Origin of the sequence: Microbacterium sp. NPDC076768, assembly GCF_040687205.1 — a bacterium.
In the GTDB taxonomy this organism is placed as follows: domain Bacteria; phylum Actinomycetota; class Actinomycetes; order Actinomycetales; family Microbacteriaceae; genus Microbacterium.
The window spans coordinates 150,048-169,548 of the sequence record NZ_JBFBMU010000001.1 but is presented as its reverse complement, the minus strand read 5'-3'; the positions used below and the strand labels follow the sequence as shown (position 1 = coordinate 169,548).

At 62.9% G+C, this 19,501-nt stretch carries 16 protein-coding genes and 1 tRNA gene; 10 read left to right on the top strand and 7 right to left on the bottom strand.

What is annotated here, in order from left to right:
* The 3 genes from cydB to cydC all read left to right on the top strand — a co-directional run bounded on the left by cydB (nucleotide 1) and on the right by cydC (nucleotide 4,471).
* Nucleotides 1-1,029, top strand: a complete 1,029-nt coding sequence (gene cydB, locus AB0O87_RS00935; protein WP_363510782.1) for a cytochrome d ubiquinol oxidase subunit II — start codon at nucleotides 1-3, stop codon at nucleotides 1,027-1,029.
* The gene (gene cydD / locus AB0O87_RS00930; RefSeq protein ID WP_363510779.1) at nucleotides 1,026-2,678 is read left to right on the top strand and encodes a thiol reductant ABC exporter subunit CydD; all 1,653 of its coding nucleotides are present in this window, start codon (nucleotides 1,026-1,028) and stop codon (nucleotides 2,676-2,678) included. The genes cydB and cydD overlap by 4 nt, the downstream gene beginning before the upstream one ends.
* 161 nt (nucleotides 2,679-2,839) lie before the next feature.
* On the top strand, nucleotides 2,840-4,471 hold the full coding sequence (gene cydC / locus AB0O87_RS00925) for a thiol reductant ABC exporter subunit CydC (RefSeq protein WP_363512845.1): 1,632 nt from the start codon (nucleotides 2,840-2,842) through the stop codon (nucleotides 4,469-4,471).
* Nucleotides 4,472-4,489: 18 nt separating this feature from the next.
* Here cydC and AB0O87_RS00920 read toward each other — a convergent pair whose 3' ends face one another.
* The gene (locus AB0O87_RS00920) at nucleotides 4,490-5,266 is read right to left on the bottom strand and encodes a hypothetical protein (protein WP_363510776.1); all 777 of its coding nucleotides are present in this window, start codon (nucleotides 5,264-5,266) and stop codon (nucleotides 4,490-4,492) included.
* A gap of 145 nt (nucleotides 5,267-5,411) precedes the next feature.
* On the opposite strand from AB0O87_RS00920, the gene AB0O87_RS00915 reads away from it, so the two are divergent.
* Nucleotides 5,412-5,501, top strand: a tRNA-Ser gene (locus AB0O87_RS00915).
* Between the two features lie 209 nt (nucleotides 5,502-5,710).
* Here the strand turns inward: AB0O87_RS00915 and AB0O87_RS00910 are convergent.
* From AB0O87_RS00910 to AB0O87_RS00890, 5 genes are all read right to left on the bottom strand, one after another.
* Nucleotides 5,711-6,076 (bottom strand): hypothetical protein, encoded by a 366-nt coding sequence (locus AB0O87_RS00910; RefSeq protein WP_363510773.1) that lies wholly within the window; start codon nucleotides 6,074-6,076, stop codon nucleotides 5,711-5,713.
* A gap of 434 nt (nucleotides 6,077-6,510) precedes the next feature.
* On the bottom strand, nucleotides 6,511-6,951 hold the full coding sequence (locus AB0O87_RS00905; protein ID WP_363510770.1) for a hypothetical protein: 441 nt from the start codon (nucleotides 6,949-6,951) through the stop codon (nucleotides 6,511-6,513).
* 14 nt (nucleotides 6,952-6,965) lie between these two features.
* Nucleotides 6,966-7,991 (bottom strand): hypothetical protein, encoded by a 1,026-nt coding sequence (locus AB0O87_RS00900; RefSeq protein WP_363510767.1) that lies wholly within the window; start codon nucleotides 7,989-7,991, stop codon nucleotides 6,966-6,968.
* Entirely contained in the window at nucleotides 7,988-8,347 is a 360-nt protein-coding gene (locus AB0O87_RS00895; RefSeq protein WP_363512842.1) for a helix-turn-helix transcriptional regulator, read from the bottom strand. The genes AB0O87_RS00900 and AB0O87_RS00895 overlap by 4 nt, the downstream gene beginning before the upstream one ends.
* A 95-nt stretch (nucleotides 8,348-8,442) precedes the next feature.
* The gene (locus AB0O87_RS00890; RefSeq protein ID WP_363512839.1) at nucleotides 8,443-8,814 is read right to left on the bottom strand and encodes a zinc ribbon domain-containing protein YjdM; all 372 of its coding nucleotides are present in this window, start codon (nucleotides 8,812-8,814) and stop codon (nucleotides 8,443-8,445) included.
* Nucleotides 8,815-8,878: 64 nt separating this feature from the next.
* Here AB0O87_RS00890 and AB0O87_RS00885 point away from each other — a divergent pair, with 64 nt between their 5' ends.
* The 5 genes from AB0O87_RS00885 to AB0O87_RS00865 all read left to right on the top strand — a co-directional run bounded on the left by AB0O87_RS00885 (nucleotide 8,879) and on the right by AB0O87_RS00865 (nucleotide 16,926).
* On the top strand, nucleotides 8,879-9,256 hold the full coding sequence (locus AB0O87_RS00885) for a metalloregulator ArsR/SmtB family transcription factor (protein WP_363510764.1): 378 nt from the start codon (nucleotides 8,879-8,881) through the stop codon (nucleotides 9,254-9,256).
* A 19-nt stretch (nucleotides 9,257-9,275) separates the two neighbouring features.
* Complete coding sequence (locus tag AB0O87_RS00880) at nucleotides 9,276-10,943, top strand: SulP family inorganic anion transporter (RefSeq protein ID WP_363510761.1); 1,668 nt, start codon at nucleotides 9,276-9,278, stop codon at nucleotides 10,941-10,943.
* A gap of 374 nt (nucleotides 10,944-11,317) precedes the next feature.
* Nucleotides 11,318-13,489 (top strand): YhgE/Pip domain-containing protein, encoded by a 2,172-nt coding sequence (locus AB0O87_RS00875; RefSeq protein WP_363510758.1) that lies wholly within the window; start codon nucleotides 11,318-11,320, stop codon nucleotides 13,487-13,489.
* Complete coding sequence (locus tag AB0O87_RS00870; protein WP_363510756.1) at nucleotides 13,486-15,657, top strand: YhgE/Pip domain-containing protein; 2,172 nt, start codon at nucleotides 13,486-13,488, stop codon at nucleotides 15,655-15,657. Before AB0O87_RS00875 ends, AB0O87_RS00870 begins: the two co-directional genes overlap by 4 nt.
* 57 nt (nucleotides 15,658-15,714) lie before the next feature.
* Nucleotides 15,715-16,926 carry a carbamoyl-phosphate synthase large subunit gene (locus AB0O87_RS00865; RefSeq protein WP_363510753.1) on the top strand — a complete coding sequence of 404 codons (1,212 nt, stop codon included), beginning with the start codon at nucleotides 15,715-15,717 and terminating at the stop codon, nucleotides 16,924-16,926.
* Here the strand turns inward: AB0O87_RS00865 and AB0O87_RS00860 are convergent.
* Nucleotides 16,914-18,122: an alpha/beta hydrolase gene (locus tag AB0O87_RS00860; RefSeq protein WP_363510750.1), complete on the bottom strand. Its 1,209-nt coding sequence runs from the start codon at nucleotides 18,120-18,122 to the stop codon at nucleotides 16,914-16,916. The genes AB0O87_RS00865 and AB0O87_RS00860 overlap by 13 nt on opposite strands.
* A gap of 270 nt (nucleotides 18,123-18,392) precedes the next feature.
* Here AB0O87_RS00860 and AB0O87_RS00855 point away from each other — a divergent pair, with 270 nt between their 5' ends.
* A complete protein-coding gene (locus AB0O87_RS00855) occupies nucleotides 18,393-19,151 on the top strand; it encodes an LPXTG cell wall anchor domain-containing protein (RefSeq protein ID WP_363510747.1) in 759 nt (252 codons plus the stop codon).
* Nucleotides 19,152-19,501 lie beyond the last annotated feature (350 nt).

Here is a 19,501-nt window from a genome sequence, read left to right as displayed (position 1 = left end):
ATGGATCTCGCAACACTTTGGTTCTGGATTGTCGCCTTCTTCTTCGTGGGCTACTTCGTGCTCGACGGGTTCGACTTCGGTGTCGGAATGTCGTTGCCTTTCCTCGGCAAAAACGATGTCTCTCGCCGGCAGGTGATCAACACCATCGGCCCGGTGTGGGACCTCAATGAGACGTGGGTGATCGTCGCTGGAGCGGTGCTGTTCGCCTCGTTCCCCGAGTGGTACGCCTCACTGTTCAGCGGGTTCTACCTGCCGTTGCTGCTCATCCTGCTGGCGCTGATCCTGCGCGGTGTCTCGTTCGAGTATCGGCATCAGCGCGAAAGCCTGAAGTGGAAACAAGGCTTTGACCGCATGATCGTGATTGGCTCTGCCGTGCCTGCACTGCTGTGGGGCGTTGCCTTCGGCAACATTGTGCAGGGCGTGGCGCTAGACGAAAACCACATTTACGTTGGTGGGTTCTTCGCATTGCTGAATCCCTATGCCCTGCTCGTGGGCGCCACCACGTTGCTGCTGTTCTTCTTGCACGGCGTGCTGTTCGTCGCCCTCAAGACCGACGGGCCGGTGCATGAAGACGCGCACAAGCTCGCCGCGCGGGTCGCTGTCCCGACGGTGATCGCGGCTGCCGCCACGGTGCTCTGGACCATCATGATCGCGGCGGAACGCGAAGCGCCGCTGCTGTGGCTCGTGATCGGCACTGGCGCACTCGCCGCCGTGGCACTGCTCAGCGCGGTTGTATTCTCGCTGCGCAAGCGCGACGGCTGGGCGTTCTTCGCGGGCATCCTCACGGTGCTGTTCGCCGTGGTCATGCTGTTCTCCGCCCTGTTCCCGTACGTGATGCCTTCGACGATTGATCCGGCGTTCAGCCTGACGATTGCCAACGCATCGAGCACTCCGTATACGCTTCAAATCATGAGTTGGACGGCCTTGATTGCAATGCCGCTCGTGATTGCGTACCAAACGTGGACCTACTGGGTCTTCCGCAAGCGCGTCACCAGAAAATCCATCGAGGGGGCTCCGGCGCACGCGTGAAACCCGTTGATCCGAGGCTGCTGAGATACGCAGGTGCCGCGAGGGGATTCCTCGCGGCATCCGCGTTGATTGGCGTCGTGCAGACGGCGGTCACGATCGCATTCGCGTGGTTGTTGACGGATGCAATCATCGGCGCGCTGGCAGGCCGAGATGTGACGGGCCCGTTGCTGTGGTTGCTGGCTGTTGCGCTGTTGCGTGGGGTACTGATTGCCGCCTCCGATGCCGCAGGGACCAGAGCGGCCGCGAAAACGGGAATGCAGTTGCGCGCTGCGCTGGTTGGCGCCGTGGGGCGACTGGGACCAGGGTGGTTGGCGCAACGCAATCAGACCGCTCTTGCCGTGACAGCCGGCCATGGGCTTGAAGCCCTCGACGCCTACTTCTCGCGATACATTCCGCAACTCGTACTTACGGTGATTGCGACGCCAGTGCTGGTCGCGGTGATGTGGTGGCAGGACTGGCCGAGTGGTCTTACCGCCGTGATCACGCTCCCGCTGATCCCGCTTTTCTTGATCCTGATCGGGATGGCGACTCGCACCGTACAGACCCGCCAATGGCAGACGCTGCAGCGGTTGGCAGCGCGCTTTGCCGACACCGTTCAGGGACTTTCTACGCTGCGAATCTTCGGACGCGATGCCCGTGCTGCCGAGCGCATCGAGGTCACGGCAGATGAGTATCGCCGCGAAACCATGAAGGTGCTGCGGTACTCATTTCTCTCCGGTTTTGCGATGGAACTGTTGGCCTCTGTTGCTGTCGCCCTGATTGCGGTTTCGGTCGGTTTTCGGCTGCTGTCTGGCGACCTGACGCTCGAGGTCGGACTGTTCGTACTGTTGCTTGCTCCTGAAGCCTTCTTGCCGATCCGCCAGGTGGGCGTGCAGTTCCACGCTGCCTCCGAAGGTGTGGCCGCGACCGAAGACGTGTTCTCGGTGCTCGACGAGGCCGGTCACCCCACCCACCTGCATGACTCCTCCACACCTGCAGCCCGACACTCCGCGGATTCCTCCGGCATCCGTAATTCAGTCATGCAAGTGGAGGGGGGAGGGGGGCTCCGGGTAGCGGGAATGCGCGTGCGCGGGTTGCCGCCGGTGTCGTTCACGGCAGAACCGGGGACCATCACCCTGATCGAAGGACCGAGCGGGGCGGGAAAATCCAGCCTGCTTGCGGCACTACGAGGAGCTGTGCAATTCGACGGCGACGCGCACTTCGGCGATGTGGATGTGCGGAGGTTGGTTCCTTCCGACTGGCTGGCATGGGCGGGGCAGAGCCCTGGCCTGATGCGCGGAACTGTCGCTGCGAACGTTGCTCTCGGAGACGCGACACCAGACATGCACCGCATCCGGGTGGCGCTCAGAGACGCCTGCGCCGAGAGCATTGCCCCTGATCTTGAGCTTGGCGTGCAGGGAACTGGACTCTCGGGCGGACAAGCGCAGCGAGTCGCTGTCGCCAGGGCGCTTTATCGCCATGCTTCCGGGGCCGGACGCGTGCTTGCGCTTGATGAGCCGTCGAGTGCGCTTGACCCGGAAACAGAGGAACGGCTGTGGGCCTCGCTACGCACGCGCGCCGATGCGGGGGCGACGATTCTGTTGGTGTCTCACCGGCGGTCGGCGCGGGTAGTCGCCGATCACGTCGTGGCGTTGGGGGTGGGAGTGTGACCCTTCGACAAGCTCAGGGACCGGACGGTGCTCAGGGGGCGGACGGTGGCCAGGGGGCGGAAGGTGGCCGGGCCCTTCGACAGGCTCAGGGACCGGACGGTGCTCAGGGGGCGGATGGTGCTCAGGGGGCGGATGGTGGGCGGAATGCGCGGGTGCGGCGGATGCTGCGGCTGGCGCAGCCGCCTGCACGGCGCTTCTGGCCCGGCCTGATCTGGGGGATGCTCTCTGCCACTGCCGCCGTGAGCCTGCTCGCCGTCAGCGGTTGGCTGATTGTCAGCGCCTCCATCGTCGACTCACTCGTGCCCCTGTCGATCGCCGTCGTTGGGGTGCGTTTCTTCGCCGTCTCGCGCGCCGTCACGCGGTACCTGGAGCGTTTGAGTGGACACGACGCGGCCCTGCGCCAGCTCGCCTCCACTCGCTCCGACATGGTGCGGCGGCTGACCCCGCTCTCACCGGCAGGACTCGGCTCGACCGACCGAGGCCAGGTGCTCACGGCACTGGTTGATGACGTCGAAAACCTGCAGAACCTCCCGCTGCGGGTGGTGCAGCCGCTGGGGGTGGCCGCGCTCGTCGCGCTTGGTGCTGTCGGCTTCATCGCATTCGTCTCGCCGCCTGCAGCCTTTGCGCTCGCCGCATGCCTGCTGATCGCTGCTGCTGCCGCGATTGGCCTCGGCTGGATTTTCGGCTCCCGTGCCGAAGCTATGGTCTCTGCACGCCGGGCGGACCTCTCCGCAGCATTGGTTGACTACTTCGGCAGTCTCGATGTGCTCCTCGCTTATGGGGCAGAAGAACAGGCACGCGCCAGAATCACAGCCGCCGATGCGGCACTGCGCAGAGTCGTTGACCGAGCATCGCTCGCCCAAGCGGTCGCTGCCGGAGTGGTCTCGGCCGTTGCTGGTGTTGCGTCGGTGTGGGCGCTCGCCGCGGCCGCCCCAGGCCTGACCGATGGCTCTATCGATGGGCCGTGGCTGGCGGTGGCCGTACTCGTGCCGATGGTGGTGTTCGAGATCTTCGGATCTGTTCCCATCGCGGCAGCATCGTGGCGAAGCGTGCGGGCGAGTGCCGAGCGCATCGTCGACGTGCTGCCCGAGCGGATGCCGGATGAGCTCCGCTCCGACGCGGGTGACGACATCGAGATGCCGGGCACTCCTGCGCTGCACCTGCGCGATGTGCGTGCCCAGTGGCCGGGCGGCGTTCCGGCGCTGAGGGGCATCGACCTTGACCTTGAGCCTGGTGAGCGAGTGCTGGTGGCAGGGCCGAGTGGGGCGGGCAAGAGTTCACTGGCCGCGGCGTTGGTCGGATTCTTGCGGGTCGAAGGGGAGTACCTGATCGGCGATCGGAAGGCGGCAGACCTCTCCGGTCCTGCGCTGCGCCGTGTTGTCGGGCTGTGTGAGCAGAATCCTCAGCTGTTTGACGAAGACATCAGGCAGAACCTGCTGTTCGCGAAGGATACGGCCACCGATGCGGAGCTGATGCAGATGCTCGACAGAGTCGGCCTTGGTGCGTGGGTGCGCGAACGGGGTGGTCTGGATGCGCGAGTCGGTGACCGTGGCGCGCTGGTATCTGGCGGGCAGGCGCAGCGGCTCTCGCTGGCTCGCGCGCTGTTGCGTGGTTTTCCGGTGTTGGTGCTTGATGAACCGACCGCCGGGGTTGATCTCGAGGCGTCTGATGCGCTGTTGCGTGATCTTTTGCAGGCCGCGGGGGAGCAGTCGGTGTTGCTGATTTCACACCTGGCGCCGCCCGCTGGCACCGTCGACAGAACTGTGCGGATCGAAGCAGGTCGTACGCTCTGAGGGCGGTGCGCCTGGCGCTCAGGCGTTCATGTCGACAGGGGGCTCCATCACAATGCCCTGCGCTTCGAAAGCACGACGCCGCTCTTCAATGCGGCGGTGCATCTCGACCTGGGCCTTATCGATGAACTGCGGGTCGAGGTCTACCGTCGGCGGGTGCGGATCGCCATGGTTCACCGCAATGTAGGCATCGAGCTCTGGACCGCTCGTCCATGAGGTGATGAGCGCATAGCGCGGGGCCGTCCCGCGGTGCCACACTGCGTGCCAGAACCGCTGGGTGTCGACGATAATCCGCGATCCGGCGCGCAACGGCAGGCGAATCTCGGTGGCAGGATCGAAGCGGTCGGCCCGCAAAATCAGCATGGATTCGGTGTCGTCCGAGAGGTTGAAGAATCCGCGCACCACCCAGCCGGTTCCTTCTTCATTCAGCCGGTTGTTGTCGTCTTGGTGCAGGTTATAGATCGCATCGGCATACTCGTTCGGCTGCAGCTCGATGACGCGGCAGCGACCGACGCCCGCACCAGGCTCTTGCGCACGCTGCTGAAGAGAAGGGGCGATCGCCACCTGCGAATCGATCCACACGCCGTTTTTGTCGGTGCGGGGAGGCGTGCGGTTCCAGAAACCGTTGCAGTCGATGTCTCCGGCATAGCTGCTGAGCGGGGCGAAGCGCGTGACTCCAGAAGAGCGCCAACCGACATACTCCAACTCGCGCCACTCGGCGGGGTCTGCAGAGCCGACAGCGTCGTCGAGTACGACGTATCCGGTCTCGGAGAGTGCCTCTGACGTGATGAAGCCCATGATGCGTACCTTTCCCGTCTTGCTGCCCCACAGGCGGCGGGTTCTTAGGGAATCCTAACTGGAACGGCCTCGTCGCGGCGCGGGGCCAGCCGGGCAAAACGGTTCCGATTCGCGCGCCCGCCCGCAGTCCCGTAAGCTGTTCCGCGGTGACGTGTCCGAGCGGCCGAAGGTGCAACACTCGAAATGTTGTGTAGGTTCACCCCTACCGTGGGTTCAAATCCCACCGTCACCGCCACCACGAAGGCCCCGACTCCCTTGGAAACACTGGGATGCGGGGCCTTTGTCATGTGTGGGATGCTGGCAGCGGTAACGCAGCGGTAACGGAAGATCATCGGGTTGCTCTGGCTCACGCGTCGGCACATCGGCCGCCCGGAGGCTCGCGTTTCCGCGCCAGGGCGCTGTGCCGGAGGTACCCGCCCCGACGACTGCGTGTGTGCCGAAAGGCTAGGCAAGCGGGTACGCGATCACATCCGCGAGGCGATACCGCGCCCAGCCGTCGCCGTCGGGCGCGTCCCACTGAAGACTCCGGCCGGCGCGGTTCAGGCGGTCGTGCTCGTCCTTGGTGACCCAGCACTTCTGAAGGAGTCGGTTGAAGATCGACAGCAGGTGCTCTGGCGACGTGGCCGGGCCACCTGCGATCGGCTCCTGGTGCGTGTTTGATCGCGGGTCAGCCTGGCTCGGATCGACGATCTCGACGATGATCCGCTTGAACGGGATCACGTGCTCGACGACCCGTTCGTCCGGCGACAGCTGTATCGCGTCCCGGGTCGCGAAGGTCACCGCATGGCCGTCGTCGAGCGCGCGAAGCATCTGCCGAAGCCGGCGCGGGTACCCTCCTGATCCTTTGGTCCACAACCGGCCACCGGCGACCAGGTACGGTCGGACCTCCGTCTCGATGAGATCGAAGGCAGCGATCGTGGCGCGGGCATGGCGGTCATCTGCGCGCGAGGTGTTTATGGTGCGATCCTCCCACCGATGAGAGATGGTGGAAGAGATCCGTCGGCGCGCTCGGGAAGAGAGCCTCGGAGTGTTCCTACGGGAGCACCGTCGTCGACACTGCGCGCAGCCAACCGCCGCTCGTCTCGCCGTCGATCGTGGCTTCCTCTGATCGCAGCACCATCTCGACCTTCGTGCCGTCCGTTCAACTGGCGGCCTCGGACTCATCGGCGGAGACCGTCAGGTCCTGAGCGCCGCCTTGCGCCTTCAGCATGACGAAGTAGTCGCCGGTGGCCAAGCCAGCAGTTCTAGACGAACACCACTACCCATGCGAGCAAGGCTACGGCGGCAGGGACGAGCCCGAGAAGAACGCTGCGCGGTCGTTTCCCGCGCAACGCGAGCACCGTCATCCAGACGACAAAGAGAGTCGCGACACACGCCACGATCGTCGTGACCCATCCGGTCTGATAGGTCAGCGCCTCGCCCGAAGTGCTCTCCCACTCGCAGTATCTGCCGGCCGGGAACGCCGTCTTGTTACCTTCAACAAGCGACACCTCTCCTTGAGACGCCGCATCGGGTGGGACAGGACCTGCGATGCACGCGTACTCGGCGTTGCCCGCGACGCTGAAGTACTGGAACACCGGCATTGCGAGCACTGGGAGCACGGCGAGGCAGGCGAAGATGAAGTACACGAGGGAGCTCGCGAGCGTTGCGGCCCGGGAGCTCCGTTCGGCTTGCTGATTGGTCATGGGGCTCGAGGCTACTAGCAGTAGCTCGAAACTCCGCTGAAGCCGTAGTTGGGAGATGCCCAGCACTTCGGCGGGGCCGTCCAGCCGATCGACGACTGCTCGCTCAACGTGAGACGGTTGCCAGAAGTGGATTCGCTGAGGCCCATGCAGTCCGTGAGGGACAGCCACGGCTGAAGGACGCATCCGGTCGCGTTGACCGACTGCACCAGTCCGGAGGAGATGCGTCCGGTGGTGTCGGCACCGCGGAAGGCCATGATCTGCACGGCGACTTCCTGCTGCCCGTTCGGGTACGAAGGAATCGCCTGCGGCGTGCGGAAGCCGATCGCCATCGAGTTTCGGTTGCAGTTGTCACCGAAGTCGTTGTAGTCGGCGTAGGCGTTCACGTCCGAGGCCATGGCGGTCAGCCCGGTCCCGGTGTTGACGAGAGCCGCCCACCACTCGTAGTCGTAATTTTTCGCGAACGGCTGGTCCTTGTAGCCGGCAGGGCACGCAGGCAGCCCACGGGATCCTGCCTGGTAGGCGGGGTTGGACGTGGTGATGTTCACTTCCATCTCGAATCCGTCGTCATCGGACAGGTTCGAGGTCTTGGAGTCGGTTCCGTTCCATGTGTAGTACGAGTCGAACAGCACGCGCAGCGGGTCGTCGCGCTGCACGATGATGTCCGCGTACTCCGGGAACCAGTCCTTCGCGCCCGCAGGCAACGCTTGGATGGCCATGTCGGACTTCTCTGAGGCGACCTCGGAGCGCCGTTCGTCCAGCAGCGCGTCGATACGTGCCGGGTCAACAGGGTCTGCGACGAAGGCTGGTCCTGCGCTCTCGACCGACGTACTGCGCCGTGATGTGTGCATCGCCTCGGCCTCGTCAGCGGGCACTTCGATGATGGCACCTACGAACTGCGGCTGCGTGCCGTAGCTCTGATCGAAGTTGCGCAGGAAGTCCTCGACCGACGTCTGAGGGTTCGCGCTCAGCTCTCCGATGATTTCAGGGTTCTCGAACCGCCAGGCAACAACGGGGTGACCGTCGATATCCGACGTCTTCACGGCGTCGGCAGCACTCTGCGTCGCGCTGAAGGGGACCGTCGCGGCGGATCGATGAGCACGGAGCCGGGGATGGTGAGACGCTCGGTAAGTCCGCGGGAGCCTTCACGGATGGAGACGAGGGCGTCGGCCGCGGCGTGGGCGGCCCCCCTCGTGGCGACTACAGCGGGACCTGTACTGCGGCGGTCGGTGGTGGCATCCAGGTGGATGCCGAGGTGGTCGAGGATGAGCAGCACAGTGTCAAAGGAGATGGCACCGTTGCCGCGTTCGAGGCGGGCGAGGGATTGGCGGGTGATTCCGACGGCGTTGGCGACGTCCTGTTGGGTGAGGTTCCGCTGGACGCGGGCGTTCTTGACCAGACGGGCGGGGTACCTGTGAGATGTGAGCTATAGAGAAGATCTTCCCAACAAGTCAAAAAGCAATATGTCCGGGCGGTGGGCTGGCGCCAGTGATCTCAGGCTCTCTTTACGAGGTTCGACTTCAGGAGCATTGCGCCGAATCCGTCGACCTTGCAGTCGATGTCGTGGCCGTTAATGGGGCCGATAAGGCGAATGTTGCGTACCTTCGTTCCGGCCTTGATGCCCTGTGGGGAGCCTTTGACTTTGATCGAGGTCGTGACCACGACGGTGTCGCCGTCTGAGAGCACGTTGCCGACCGCGTCTTTCACGACCGCGTCTTTCACGACTGTGTCAGCTGAAGCTGCCTCGTCGCTTGAGGTGCCTGACGCCGACCACTCGAACCCACAGAGTGGGCAGACGTAGAGGGTGCTCATCTCGTAGGTGTGCTCGCTGGCGCAGGTGGGGCAGGGAGGAAGGGTGTCGACCATGATGTCCACGATACTGCGAATAATGATATGTGTCATATGATGGATTCATCAATCGGAAGGGGTGATGATGGCAGACACGTGGGATTCGCAGCGCCCTTTGTATGAGGTGAAAGCGAACCTGTTCAAGGGCCTCTCACACCCGGTGCGGGTGCGGGTGCTGGAGGTACTGTCGGCACAGCCCGAAGCGTCGGTTGCGGAGCTGTTGGCGGATACCGGGCTGGAGGCATCTCACCTCTCACAGCATTTGTCCGTGCTCCGCAAGCATCACCTCGTTGCCGCCGAACGCCGGGGGAGTCTGGTGTTCTACCGCGTGGCGCACCCGCAGGTCGTGGATCTTCTCAGCGCAGCGCGGGCACTGCTCACTGAGGTGCTGCACACGACGCAGCAGCAGTTGGTGTCTGCTGCATCTCTTCCCGACATTTCACGTCCTGGCGCGGCGTAACACGTCCGAGGATCTGCGGATGAAAAGAAGGCTGGCAGGTTTGTGGCCGCGGTGGGCAGACTACCGGGAGGTCCCTCGGTCGTGGCGGCGAGATCTGCTGGCTGGGGTGACGGTGGGGGTCGTGGCGTTGCCCCTCGCGTTGGCGTTCGGGGTTTCATCGGGGGCCGGTGCCGCTTCGGGGTTGGTAACAGCGATCATCGCCGGGGTGATTGCGGCTGTTTTCGGTGGTTCCAATGTGCAAGTCTCTGGTCCCACTGGCGCGATGGTCGTCGTCCTCGGTCCGGTGATAGCTACTCACGGCCTCACAGCACTCCCGCTCGTGTGCGTGATGGCCGGGGTTATCGTGCTCCTCGCCGGAGTGTTGAGGCTAGGAAATGCGGTCACGTTTATCCCCTGGCCTGTCATCGAGGGGTTCACGCTGGGAATCGCCGTCATCATCTTCTTGCAGCAAATCCCGGCCGCGTTCGGTGTCTCCGCTGGGCCGAGCAGCAACGCCGCCGTCGCTGCCATCGAAGCGGTACGGACGGTGGATCTGAATGTGATGTGGTGGTCGCTGACCGTCACTGGCGTGGTCGCGGCGATCATGGTGTTCGCCCCGATGCTGCACCGGGCACTCCCTGGATCGATCATCGCGATCGTGCTGGTCACCGTGCTGGTTGCCGTATTCAGGATTCCGGTGCCGATGATCGGGGAACTCCCGTCGTCACTCCCCGCACCGATCCTGCCAGTGGTGGACCCGGCGACGATGCTGGCGCTGGTGGGCCCGGCTTTCACGATCGCGGCGCTCGCGGCAATCGAGTCGCTGCTGTCCGCACGGGTCGCCACCTCGATCTCCAACACCGGTCCCTACGATGCAGACCGGGAGCTCGTGGGGCAGGGCCTCGCGTCTATCGGGTCTGGACTATTCGGGGGAATGCCCGCAACCGGGGCGATCGCTCGCACAGCAGTGAATATTCGCTCAGGTGCGCGCACGCGGGTTGCCGCGATCGTGCACTCCCTGGTGCTGCTGCTCGTTGTTTACGCGGCAAGCACCGTCGTTTCCACCATTCCCCTCGCTGCGTTATCTGGTGTGCTGATGGTGACTGCGACCCGGATGGTCTCGCTCACCACCGTTCGCACGATTCTCCGCTCCACACGCTCCGACGCCGTCGTGTTTGTGATCACCGCAGTGATCACCGTGAGCGTAGATCTGATCTACGCCGTCGGAATTGGTGTCCTCGCCGCTGCCTTTTTTACATTGCGTCGTCTCGCGAACTCTGCGGGCGTCCGCCGGGAAGAGCTTCCAGCGCCTGCGGAACCTGGAGACGAACGCATCGCCCTGTTCCGGATCGATGGGGCCCTGTTCTTCGGCGCTGCAGACCGCATCGTGGCCCGCATCGGCACCATCCAGAATGTATCCGTCGTGATCCTGCGCTTGTCCGGTCTGCAGGTGCTCGACGCCACCGGAGCGCAAGTGCTCACCGAACTCGTCCACACTCTCGAACGCCGAGGTATTACTGTCCTCATCAAAGGCATCCCACCCGAGCACCTGCAACTTGCCACTCGTGTCGGTGTGATTGCGTCCCTCCGCCATCAAAACCATCTCTACAGCGACCTGGACCCCGCGATCGCCCACGCCCGCAGCCACGTGCGCAGGGATGCGACGTCGGGCGCAGACTCACCGACACCAAAGATTCTCCGACCTTAGTCAATCCGTGATGTACTCCAGGTCGACGGTTTCGACGTCCCGCATCACCCCAATCCTCACCCCGTCATCACCCACAGGGTCACCCAGATTTCATCCAAGATCACCCCGTATTAATAGGGCTTCTCTTCACGCCGACGAACATACTGGTTAAGAGGTCAGGCCCGAAGCGTCATTGGTGTTTCGGGACACCCTTAGATAGCAGAACAGCTGACGGGCTGGAATCTTCTGTCCGCTTTCCCTGCCTCTGAGCCGTAGCGCGCTTCGGTGGCGAGCGATCCTGCGGTTCATTTGTTGCGCGCCCGAAGCTCTGTGCTCATCGCACGGGGCTCGCAGCCCTGCGCGAAAAACGACAGGCAATTGGGAAGGGCGAATGGATGCGCAACGTCTGGCGGATTCTTAAGCGTGATGCGAGGCGGCTCCTTCACGTGCCACTGGCGATGGTGATCATCGGGGGCGCTCTCATCACCCCTTCGCTGTACGCCTGGTTCAATATCACCGCGTTCTGGAACCCTTTCGACAACACCAAGAACCTGAGCATCGCGATCGTCAACCTTGACGAGGGCACCGACAATGAATTCGCCGGTGAGGTGAATGTTGGCGACCAGCTTGTCGCGAACCTCAAAGACAACGACGACCTGGGATGGCATTTCCTCTCTGAAGAAGAGGGAATGGAGTCGGTGCGCAGTGGCGAGAGCTACGCGATGTTCGTTGTCCCCGCAGACTTCTCTAAAGACCTGCTGAGCCTCACGACGGGGGACTTCACGCAGCCGAAGCTGATCTATTACGTCAACGAGAAAGAAAACGGCGTCGCGCCGGAGATCACTGACACCGCAGCGACAACGCTGCAGACGCAGATCACCGATTCGTTTACCCAGCAGGTTGCGTCTGCTGTCGTCACGGCGATTCAGGAAGGTGCAGGTACTGCCGAATCCGACGCGCAGACGGCAGTGTCGGATGTCATTGGTGACCTTGAAGGTGTCGCTGGCATCATCGGAGAAACGCGCACCAACCTTGAGAACCTCGACAGTGATATCGCTGATGCGCGAGCCGGGCTGCAAAGCAGTCAGGCGGTTTTCGGAGACATTGACGGCACGCTGGGCGGAGCGAAGTCCACGCTCGTCGACATCAAGAATCTTGCCGACCAGGCGCAATCCGAGCTTCTCCGTCTCGCCGGCGAATCCACGACTGGCCAGGTCATTGGCGCGGCCGAAGTAGGCGAGGCTGCATCTAGTGCACTCGCGGCAGTCGGACGCGTGAGTGCAGCCAGCAGCGCGCTCTTGGCTTCGGTCGACGCTCAGCAAGACATTCTGGGGCAGGCATCAGTGCTGCTGGCTGGCCTAGACAGCCAACTTGCGCAGACGTCTGTGGCGCTGAGCACGCTCGATGACAGCCTCCGTGCGGTCGAAGACGATCTCGACCTCGCGATCTCCGACCTGCAGACAGTGGGAGGCGCCGCGCTCTTCCAAGACCTGGCGGCGCTGACGGGTTTGAACGCCGAGCAGATCGCGCAGTTCATGGCGACGCCGGTGAAGGTCGACCAGCACACCATTTTCCCCACTGCGTCGTACGGCTCGCTGATGGGCTCGTTGTTCATCAACCTGTCGCTCTGGATCGGCGCCTTCGTGCTCGTTGTGATCTTGAAGCTTGACGTCGATGACGAAGAGGTGCCCGGCGCGACAGAGCGGCAAAAGTACCTCGGACGCTGGTCGCTGTTTGCCTGCATCGTGGTGGCACAAGCCACAACGCTGAGTATCGGCAACCTGATCATCGGCGTGCAACACGTGAATACCTTCGCGTTTATAGCCACCCCGATCCTCATTGGGCTGGCCTATATGAGCGTGATCTATGCGCTCTCGGTCACCTTCGGTTATGTGGGTAAGGGGCTCGCTGTGCTCCTTGTGATCATGCAGATTCCCGGGGCTTCTGGCATCTATCCCATCCAGCTGATGCCCGAGTTCTTCCAGTCTCTCTATCCGTATTTCCCCTTCACCTACGGCATCGACGCGATGCGCGAGGTTGTCAGCGGGTTCGCCGGATTCGCCTATTGGCGATACATGGGCATGCTGGCGCTATTCACTGCTTTGGCGTTCTTCCTCGGACTCGTGCTTCGGCGACACGTCGCCAACGTCACGCGCCTGTTCACAAGCCAGGTGCGCGATACCGAGTTGTTCGCCAGCGAAGACGGCGAACCGGCCGGCCGTGGTTATCGCCTCAACCACGTGCTGCGCGCGCTCGCTGACCGTGCACGGTACAACGAGAAGCTCACGCAACGCACCCTGCCGTTCAAGCGGTCGTACCGCGGATTCCGACTGGGAATTGTCACGGTTGGTGCGTTCGGCGTGGTGTTGCTCGCCGCCGGTGCCGTGATCTTCCCCGAGCTGAAAATCGAGTTTGTGGGCTGGTGGGTCCTCTGGCTCATAGCGGTGCTCGTTGCCCTGGTGACGCTGGAGTACATCCGCTTCAGCTTGCGTCTTTCCGCTGAGGTCGGCGAAATGCCCGAAGAGAAACTGCGCGAAGAACTCGCAGAACTGGAGTCGAAGCGATGAAGGGAATCCTGCTGCAGTTCCGCTCCGATCTGCGTCGGGCGACGAGCAACGTGATGGCAGTCATCGTGCTGTGCGGGCTCGTCGTGATTCCATCAGCCTTTACGTGGTTCAACGTGATTGGCAGCTGGGAGCCGTTCGATAACACCAAGAACTTGAAAGTGGCGGTGGCGAGCGTTGATGAGGGGTACACCAGCCCGCTGATTCCGCTTCATGTCAACGTCGGCGCCCTGGTGGAGTCTGCTCTGCGCTCGAATGATCAGCTTGATTGGGTGATCACGACGAAGGAAGACGCGATCGCTGGCACCACGTCGGGCGAGTACTACGCCGCGATGGTGCTGCCGAAGGACTTTAGTGAGCGAATGCTTACGTTCTACGCTGCCGGATCAGAGCAGACCCAGATCGACTATTACACCAACGACAAGTCGAACCCGCTTGCGCCGCTGATCACGAGTGAGGGCGCGGATGATCTCTCAGCCAAGATCAACTCGGAGTTCACGAAAGAGCTCAGCAATGTCTCGTTGAGTTTGGTCTCTGCGATGGCGAAGAACCTGAATAGCTCCGATGCGCAGGCGGCGTTTGTGCGCATTGAAGCCCACATCAGCGGTGTCGCTTCGCAGCTGAGATCTGCGTCGAGCACCGCGACGATGTTCACGGGCATCCTCCAGGCGAGTGTCCCGCTGGTCAACGGTGGGGCAAGCTTGCTGGACTCTGTCGAGTCAGAGTTTGCGACGGCGACGGGGCAGGTTCAAGAGGGCTTGACGGCCGCGCAAGACGCGGACGCTGCCATTATCCGTGCGACAGACGCGCTGTCGGCAGCGCTTACAGACAGCTCGGCTCGACTTTCGAGTTTCGGTGCCGAAGTCGACCGTATCTTCGATGGCCGAGATGCAGACGCGGCGGCCAGTGTGCAGCAGATCAACGACATGATCGCTGATCTCGACGTTCTTATCGACCGACACCAAACGTTGCGCGACGAGCTCGCCGCAAACCTCGAGAATCTCCCTGAAGAGGATCAGCCGGCGATGCAGGTCGTGATCGACGGCCTCGACACGGCGATCAGTAACGAGGAAGCACTCAAGTCGCGCCTGCGGGAGACTGCCGACGCCATCACGCAGGGCGATAGCGACCTGCAAGGCTTCCGAAGCGCGATCGATCAGCGAATCGCAGATGCGCAGTCTTCGCTCAGCAACGCGAGCGCGGTGTTCTCGAACGACCTGAAGCCGGTTCTCGACGAGCTTGCGGGAACGCTGGGTTCGGTCAGCGCAAGCCTCGGCGGCATTGCAGGGCAGGTTGCGGGGCTGAGCAACACGGCAGACGGCGTGACAAGCATTCTTGAGGGTGCTGCCAGCGAGAACACTGATCTCGCAACGGCACTCGGAACCGCAGCTGACGAGGTCGATCGCGTAGCCGACTTGCTCAGCGAGGCACTCGGTACGGGTGATTTCGGCGAGATCAGCAAGGTCATCGGCACAGATCCGGAGATCCTTGCCAGCGCGCTGTCTGATCCGGTGGGTGTGGATCGCGTAGCCGTGTTCCCCGTTGTGAGTTTCGGTGCGGGTATGGCGCCGTTGTACTCCACGCTCGCACTCTGGGTCGGTGCCTTGCTGCTCTGCGTCACGCTGCGCGTAGACCCGCCGGCGCGGCCTTTTGGCGGCGGACCCGAACTGAAGCTGCACGAGCGGTTCCTCGGTCGGTACGCACTGTTCGGTTTGCTCGGCTTGCTGCAGAGCACGTTGGTGTTCGTCGGCAACATTGTGATCGTCGGGCTTCAACCCGCGCACCCGCTGTTGTTCATTCTGGTGGGCTGGGTAACCTCGACCGTCTTTACGTTCATCATCTATACGCTCGTCGTCTCGTTTAGCGATGCCGGAAAGGCGCTGGCCGTCTTCTTGCTCGTCATTCAGGTCGCGGGCGCTGGCGGTGCATATCCGCTCGAGTTGCTGCCTCAGTGGTTCCAGAACGTCAGCCCGTTCTTGCCAGGCACGCACTCCATCGACGCGTTCCGTGCAGCGCTTGCTGGCATCTACCAGGCGGACTACTGGATCTCACTCGGCCTGTTGCTCGCGTTCCTGCTTCCGATGCTGCTCCTCGGCTTGCTTGCTCGTAAGCCGCTCATCGGTGTGAACCAGAAGATGGAAGCGATGTTGCACTCGACCAAGCTGATGTAACGCCGTTCGCACGCACAAGATTTTTGAAGATGTATGCAAAAAGAAGAAAGAGGTAGCATGCGAGTTTTGGTCACCAGTTCGAGGAACACTTTCGCGCTCGACATCATCCGCAAGTTGGGCAGCACAGGTCACACGGTCGTTGCAACGGACACCTACGCCGGTGCAGTCGGAAGTCACTCCAAGTACCTCGCCGGCCATGCCGTCACGGCCTCTCCTCGGTTCGCGACGGATCAGTACATCGCAGACATCAACAAGATCGTTGCCGAGCACGACATCGACCTCATCATCCCGAGCTTTGAAGAGGCGTTCTACCTGTCGGCTCGCCGCGGCGACCTGCCAGACAGCGTCACGCTCTTTACGGGTGAGTTCGAAAAGCTCGCTCGTCTGCACGATAAAGCGAGCTTTCAGCGACTCGCCGAACAGGCCGAGGTGCCGATTCCCGAGACGATGGTGGCGACCGACCGCGCGTCCTTGCTCGCCGCAATCGACCGTTATCCTCGCTACTTCGCCCGCGCGGCGTTCTCCCGTGGTGGCGTCGGTCTGTTGACGAACACGGGTCCGCTGGCGGGAAAGATGAGCGTCGATGACTGCACCCCCACCCCCGATCAGCCATGGCTCGTGCAACCGTTCGTCGACGGCCCCATGATCTGCACCTACAGCACCGTCGTAAACGGACGGGTGACGGCGCACTGCACATACCGGGCGCCTGAGCAGTGGGCGCACAGCACGGGGATCGACTTTCAGGCGATCGACAGCACCGAAACGCTCGCGTACACCGAGCAGATCGTCGCGGCACTTGGCGGCGACTACAACGGTCAGCTGTCGTTCGACTTCGTGAACAACGATGGCCAGCTGTACGCCATCGAGTGCAACCCGCGCTCGACAAATGGGGTCATCCTGCTCGAAGCAGACGAGCTCGCCGCTGCGCTGGCTGGCACGAACACCGAGACGGCCGTCGTTGAGCCTGGCGTCGAGCGTCAGGTCAGCATCGCGGTGCTCGCTGATGCCTTCGCTGAGCCGCTCAGCCATCTGCCGAAGTCTTTGCACGATCTCACGCACGTGCGCGATGTGGGCGCGGGCTGGCACGACAGCATCGCGATGATGTGGAGTCCGGCCACGCTCGTGCACGGAGCGAAGATGGCGCACGGCTCGCGGCAAGAACTGCTCGCCGCCCTTGCCTCAGACATCGTGTGGAACGGCGAGAACATTGACGGCATGTCGGACGCCGATGCGGACGCCCTTGAAGCGGTGCACGCTCAGCGGGTATAACCGAGCATCTGGTCTAGCCGCACAGCGGCACCGAGGTAGTGGGGGAGGCGGGCCGATAGGCCTCGCCGCGGGAGCAGATCCAGCTCGCTTTCCCTGCCGCTGAGGCTGTGCGCGCGATTCTGCGTGAGTCGCTTGACCACGTTGAGAAGAGCTGCAGGCTGCGTATCCAGCGCACTGTGCCCGTTCTCGATCGTCAAGAGCGTTCCCCTCTGCGCAGTGTCGACGGTGCGCCGAGCGATTTGCGGCGGCGTGCGGAGGTCGCGAGTGCCACTGAGCACAACGAGCGGCCAGGTGAAGGTCGGCGTGAGCTGGGGAAGATCGAAGGTGTCTTTCTCGAACGCGGGAAAACGGTGAGCGATCGATGCATAGGTAAGTGCCGGATCCAGAGGGAGACCGTCTGTAGGGGCTCCGTAGCCGAGCTCGCGGAACCCTATTGCTCCGGCGATGTCGAATTCGTACACCCCAGGAAAGCCCGCGATGGAATCATCGCGCGCGGCGTAGGCGTCGTGCGCGCGCCAGGCCAACCCTTTGCGTCCGTTGAGGCGTTGGCGCACGAGAGGTTCCACCAGCTCATGTCCGCCGAGCTCGTAGGCCGCTCGGAGGATCGTCACCAACTTCTGTTCGTCCTCACCAGAGGCGAGTAGTCGCCTTACCGCGGTGGGGAGCGGACCGTCGCCGTGCCAGAACAGGTCACGCACCGCGGTGCGCTCCAGATCCAGGTCTGCTGTTGCCTGCAACGCAGAGTCGAGCAGCATCCCTTCCACGCGGTCTCCGTGGCGCACGCCGAAGCTGCTGGCGAGGTAACTGCCGTAAGACGAACCGACGATGAAGGCGGTCGAGACACCCTCGTGGTCAAGCACCGCGGCAATATCGTCGATGACCTCGGTGATGCGCATCGCAGAGTGGGGGAGGTCGCGGCCTGAGCTGTCGAGTCGCGACAGCCCGACACCGCGGTGTTCCACCATGATCACGTCAAGATCACCCTGTGCCGCCCAGCGTCGCAGCTGACGGTAAGGCACGATCGACCCGAGTCCTGGTCCTCCAGGGATGATGACGGTCGGCGTTTTCGTGCGCGGGCCGGTGCGCGCATACGCGAGGTCGAACTCGGGAGACTGCGCATGGGCAGGGCGGCGAATGCGTCGAAGTCCGGGTGTGCCAGCCGTAGCAACTCGCAGCAATCGTTGCGCTGTGTTCACGTCAGACTCCCACCCTTCGGCCTACCAAGATCACCGGCGCTGAGCCCGAAAGCTGCGCGCTGTGAAATCAGGCTACATGCGGCAGATGGGGTGGCGGATACGGGCACGAAACCGCTGATCTCATGCTCTGCTCACCCGGGTATTCACCTGCGGGTGAAGTTCGCACGCGTCGCGTAATTGAACCCTTCCGCGTTCGTCTCATTGGGTACAGAGCCACTCATCGTGCATGCACGAGGCAGCGGCTTGTCGCATCGGAAGAGAGAGAAATTGATGAACACCAGTATCGAGACGACAGCTCACAAGGCAGAGGTCGGATCCGAACTCAAAAGCGGCAAAGGTCGTCTCGTCGTTGCAACAGCCGCTGTCATTGCGGCAGCGATGCTCAGCGCAGGCGGGGTCACTGCTGCGCACGCGTCCGATCTGACGATCGACGATGTGTCTGCGGTCGGAAACGGCAGTACCGCCATGAGCGCACCGATCTATGAAGGCGGTGTGGTCGACGATGACGACGACAGCGTTTATGACGACAACGCTCATGACGACAACGCTGACGACCGGCCTGACCGTCCGGACCGTCCGCCGTACCCGCCGCAGGGCGACGACGATGACGAGGATGGTGAAGACACCGACGAAGACATCGACGAAGACATCGACGAAGACATCGACGAAGACATCGGCGAAGACGACGGTGAAGACACCGGCGATATCGAAGATGCTCCGGATCGTCCTGCCCACTCGACGAACGACGACGGAGACGACGACGGTGGCGTCGAAGATCCCGACCAGGGCGAGGGGGATGAAGAGGGGACAGAGCAGGCCACGGATCCGGTGGGCTCTCCGTCGTCATCTGAGTCTGGGGCGGAAGACGCACAAGTGTCGAGTCAGACGGATGATGCTCAGGTGACCGGTCTCGCGAAAACCGGCGGCGAGTTCGGCCTCGCGGCGGTCTGGTCCGCGATCGTGATGATGCTCGGCGGTGCGGGCGCGATCTTGTTCGCGCGTCGTCGTAACCAGAAGCACCGTGCTTAAGCGCAGCTCCGGTAATCCGCGAGACAGACTCACGCGAAGTTCGCCCTCGGGTGAAGTGTAGACGTGCGTCGGGGGTGAAGCGCGAGTGGAGGCTGGGGTGAGCGGCGGTGCGAAATCTGCCGTTTTTCCGGTGCACAGCGCGGTCGACGTGTTCCACTCAAAGTGTGTTCTTTCAGCGATACAAGGGGGGCGGGGTCCCCAGCGCTAACTGATCCCCCAGTCAGTGAAGCTCTGGTGCGCCGGTCTAGGTCTGAAGACACGCAGCGCTGTCCCCGCGCTAAAACCAGACGGGGAGGACGACCGCTCAGCGGCAACCCTCCCCGTCTGGCATCAGTCTCTTCGCGCAGGTG

Coding starts and splice junctions, on each gene's coding strand:
- cydB (WP_363510782.1), top strand. CDS start 1: ATGGATCTCGCAACACTTTGGTTCTGGATTGTCGCCTTCTTCTTCGTG.
- cydC (WP_363512845.1), top strand. CDS start 2,840: ATGCTGCGGCTGGCGCAGCCGCCTGCACGGCGCTTCTGGCCCGGCCTG.
- AB0O87_RS00920 (WP_363510776.1), bottom strand. CDS start 5,266: ATGGGCTTCATCACGTCAGAGGCACTCTCCGAGACCGGATACGTCGTA.
- AB0O87_RS00910 (WP_363510773.1), bottom strand. CDS start 6,076: ATGCTTCGCGCGCTCGACGACGGCCATGCGGTGACCTTCGCGACCCGG.
- AB0O87_RS00905 (WP_363510770.1), bottom strand. CDS start 6,951: ATGACCAATCAGCAAGCCGAACGGAGCTCCCGGGCCGCAACGCTCGCG.
- AB0O87_RS00890 (WP_363512839.1), bottom strand. CDS start 8,814: ATGGTCGACACCCTTCCTCCCTGCCCCACCTGCGCCAGCGAGCACACC.
- AB0O87_RS00885 (WP_363510764.1), top strand. CDS start 8,879: ATGATGGCAGACACGTGGGATTCGCAGCGCCCTTTGTATGAGGTGAAA.
- AB0O87_RS00880 (WP_363510761.1), top strand. CDS start 9,276: ATGAAAAGAAGGCTGGCAGGTTTGTGGCCGCGGTGGGCAGACTACCGG.
- AB0O87_RS00875 (WP_363510758.1), top strand. CDS start 11,318: ATGCGCAACGTCTGGCGGATTCTTAAGCGTGATGCGAGGCGGCTCCTT.
- AB0O87_RS00870 (WP_363510756.1), top strand. CDS start 13,486: ATGAAGGGAATCCTGCTGCAGTTCCGCTCCGATCTGCGTCGGGCGACG.
- AB0O87_RS00865 (WP_363510753.1), top strand. CDS start 15,715: ATGCGAGTTTTGGTCACCAGTTCGAGGAACACTTTCGCGCTCGACATC.
- AB0O87_RS00855 (WP_363510747.1), top strand. CDS start 18,393: ATGAACACCAGTATCGAGACGACAGCTCACAAGGCAGAGGTCGGATCC.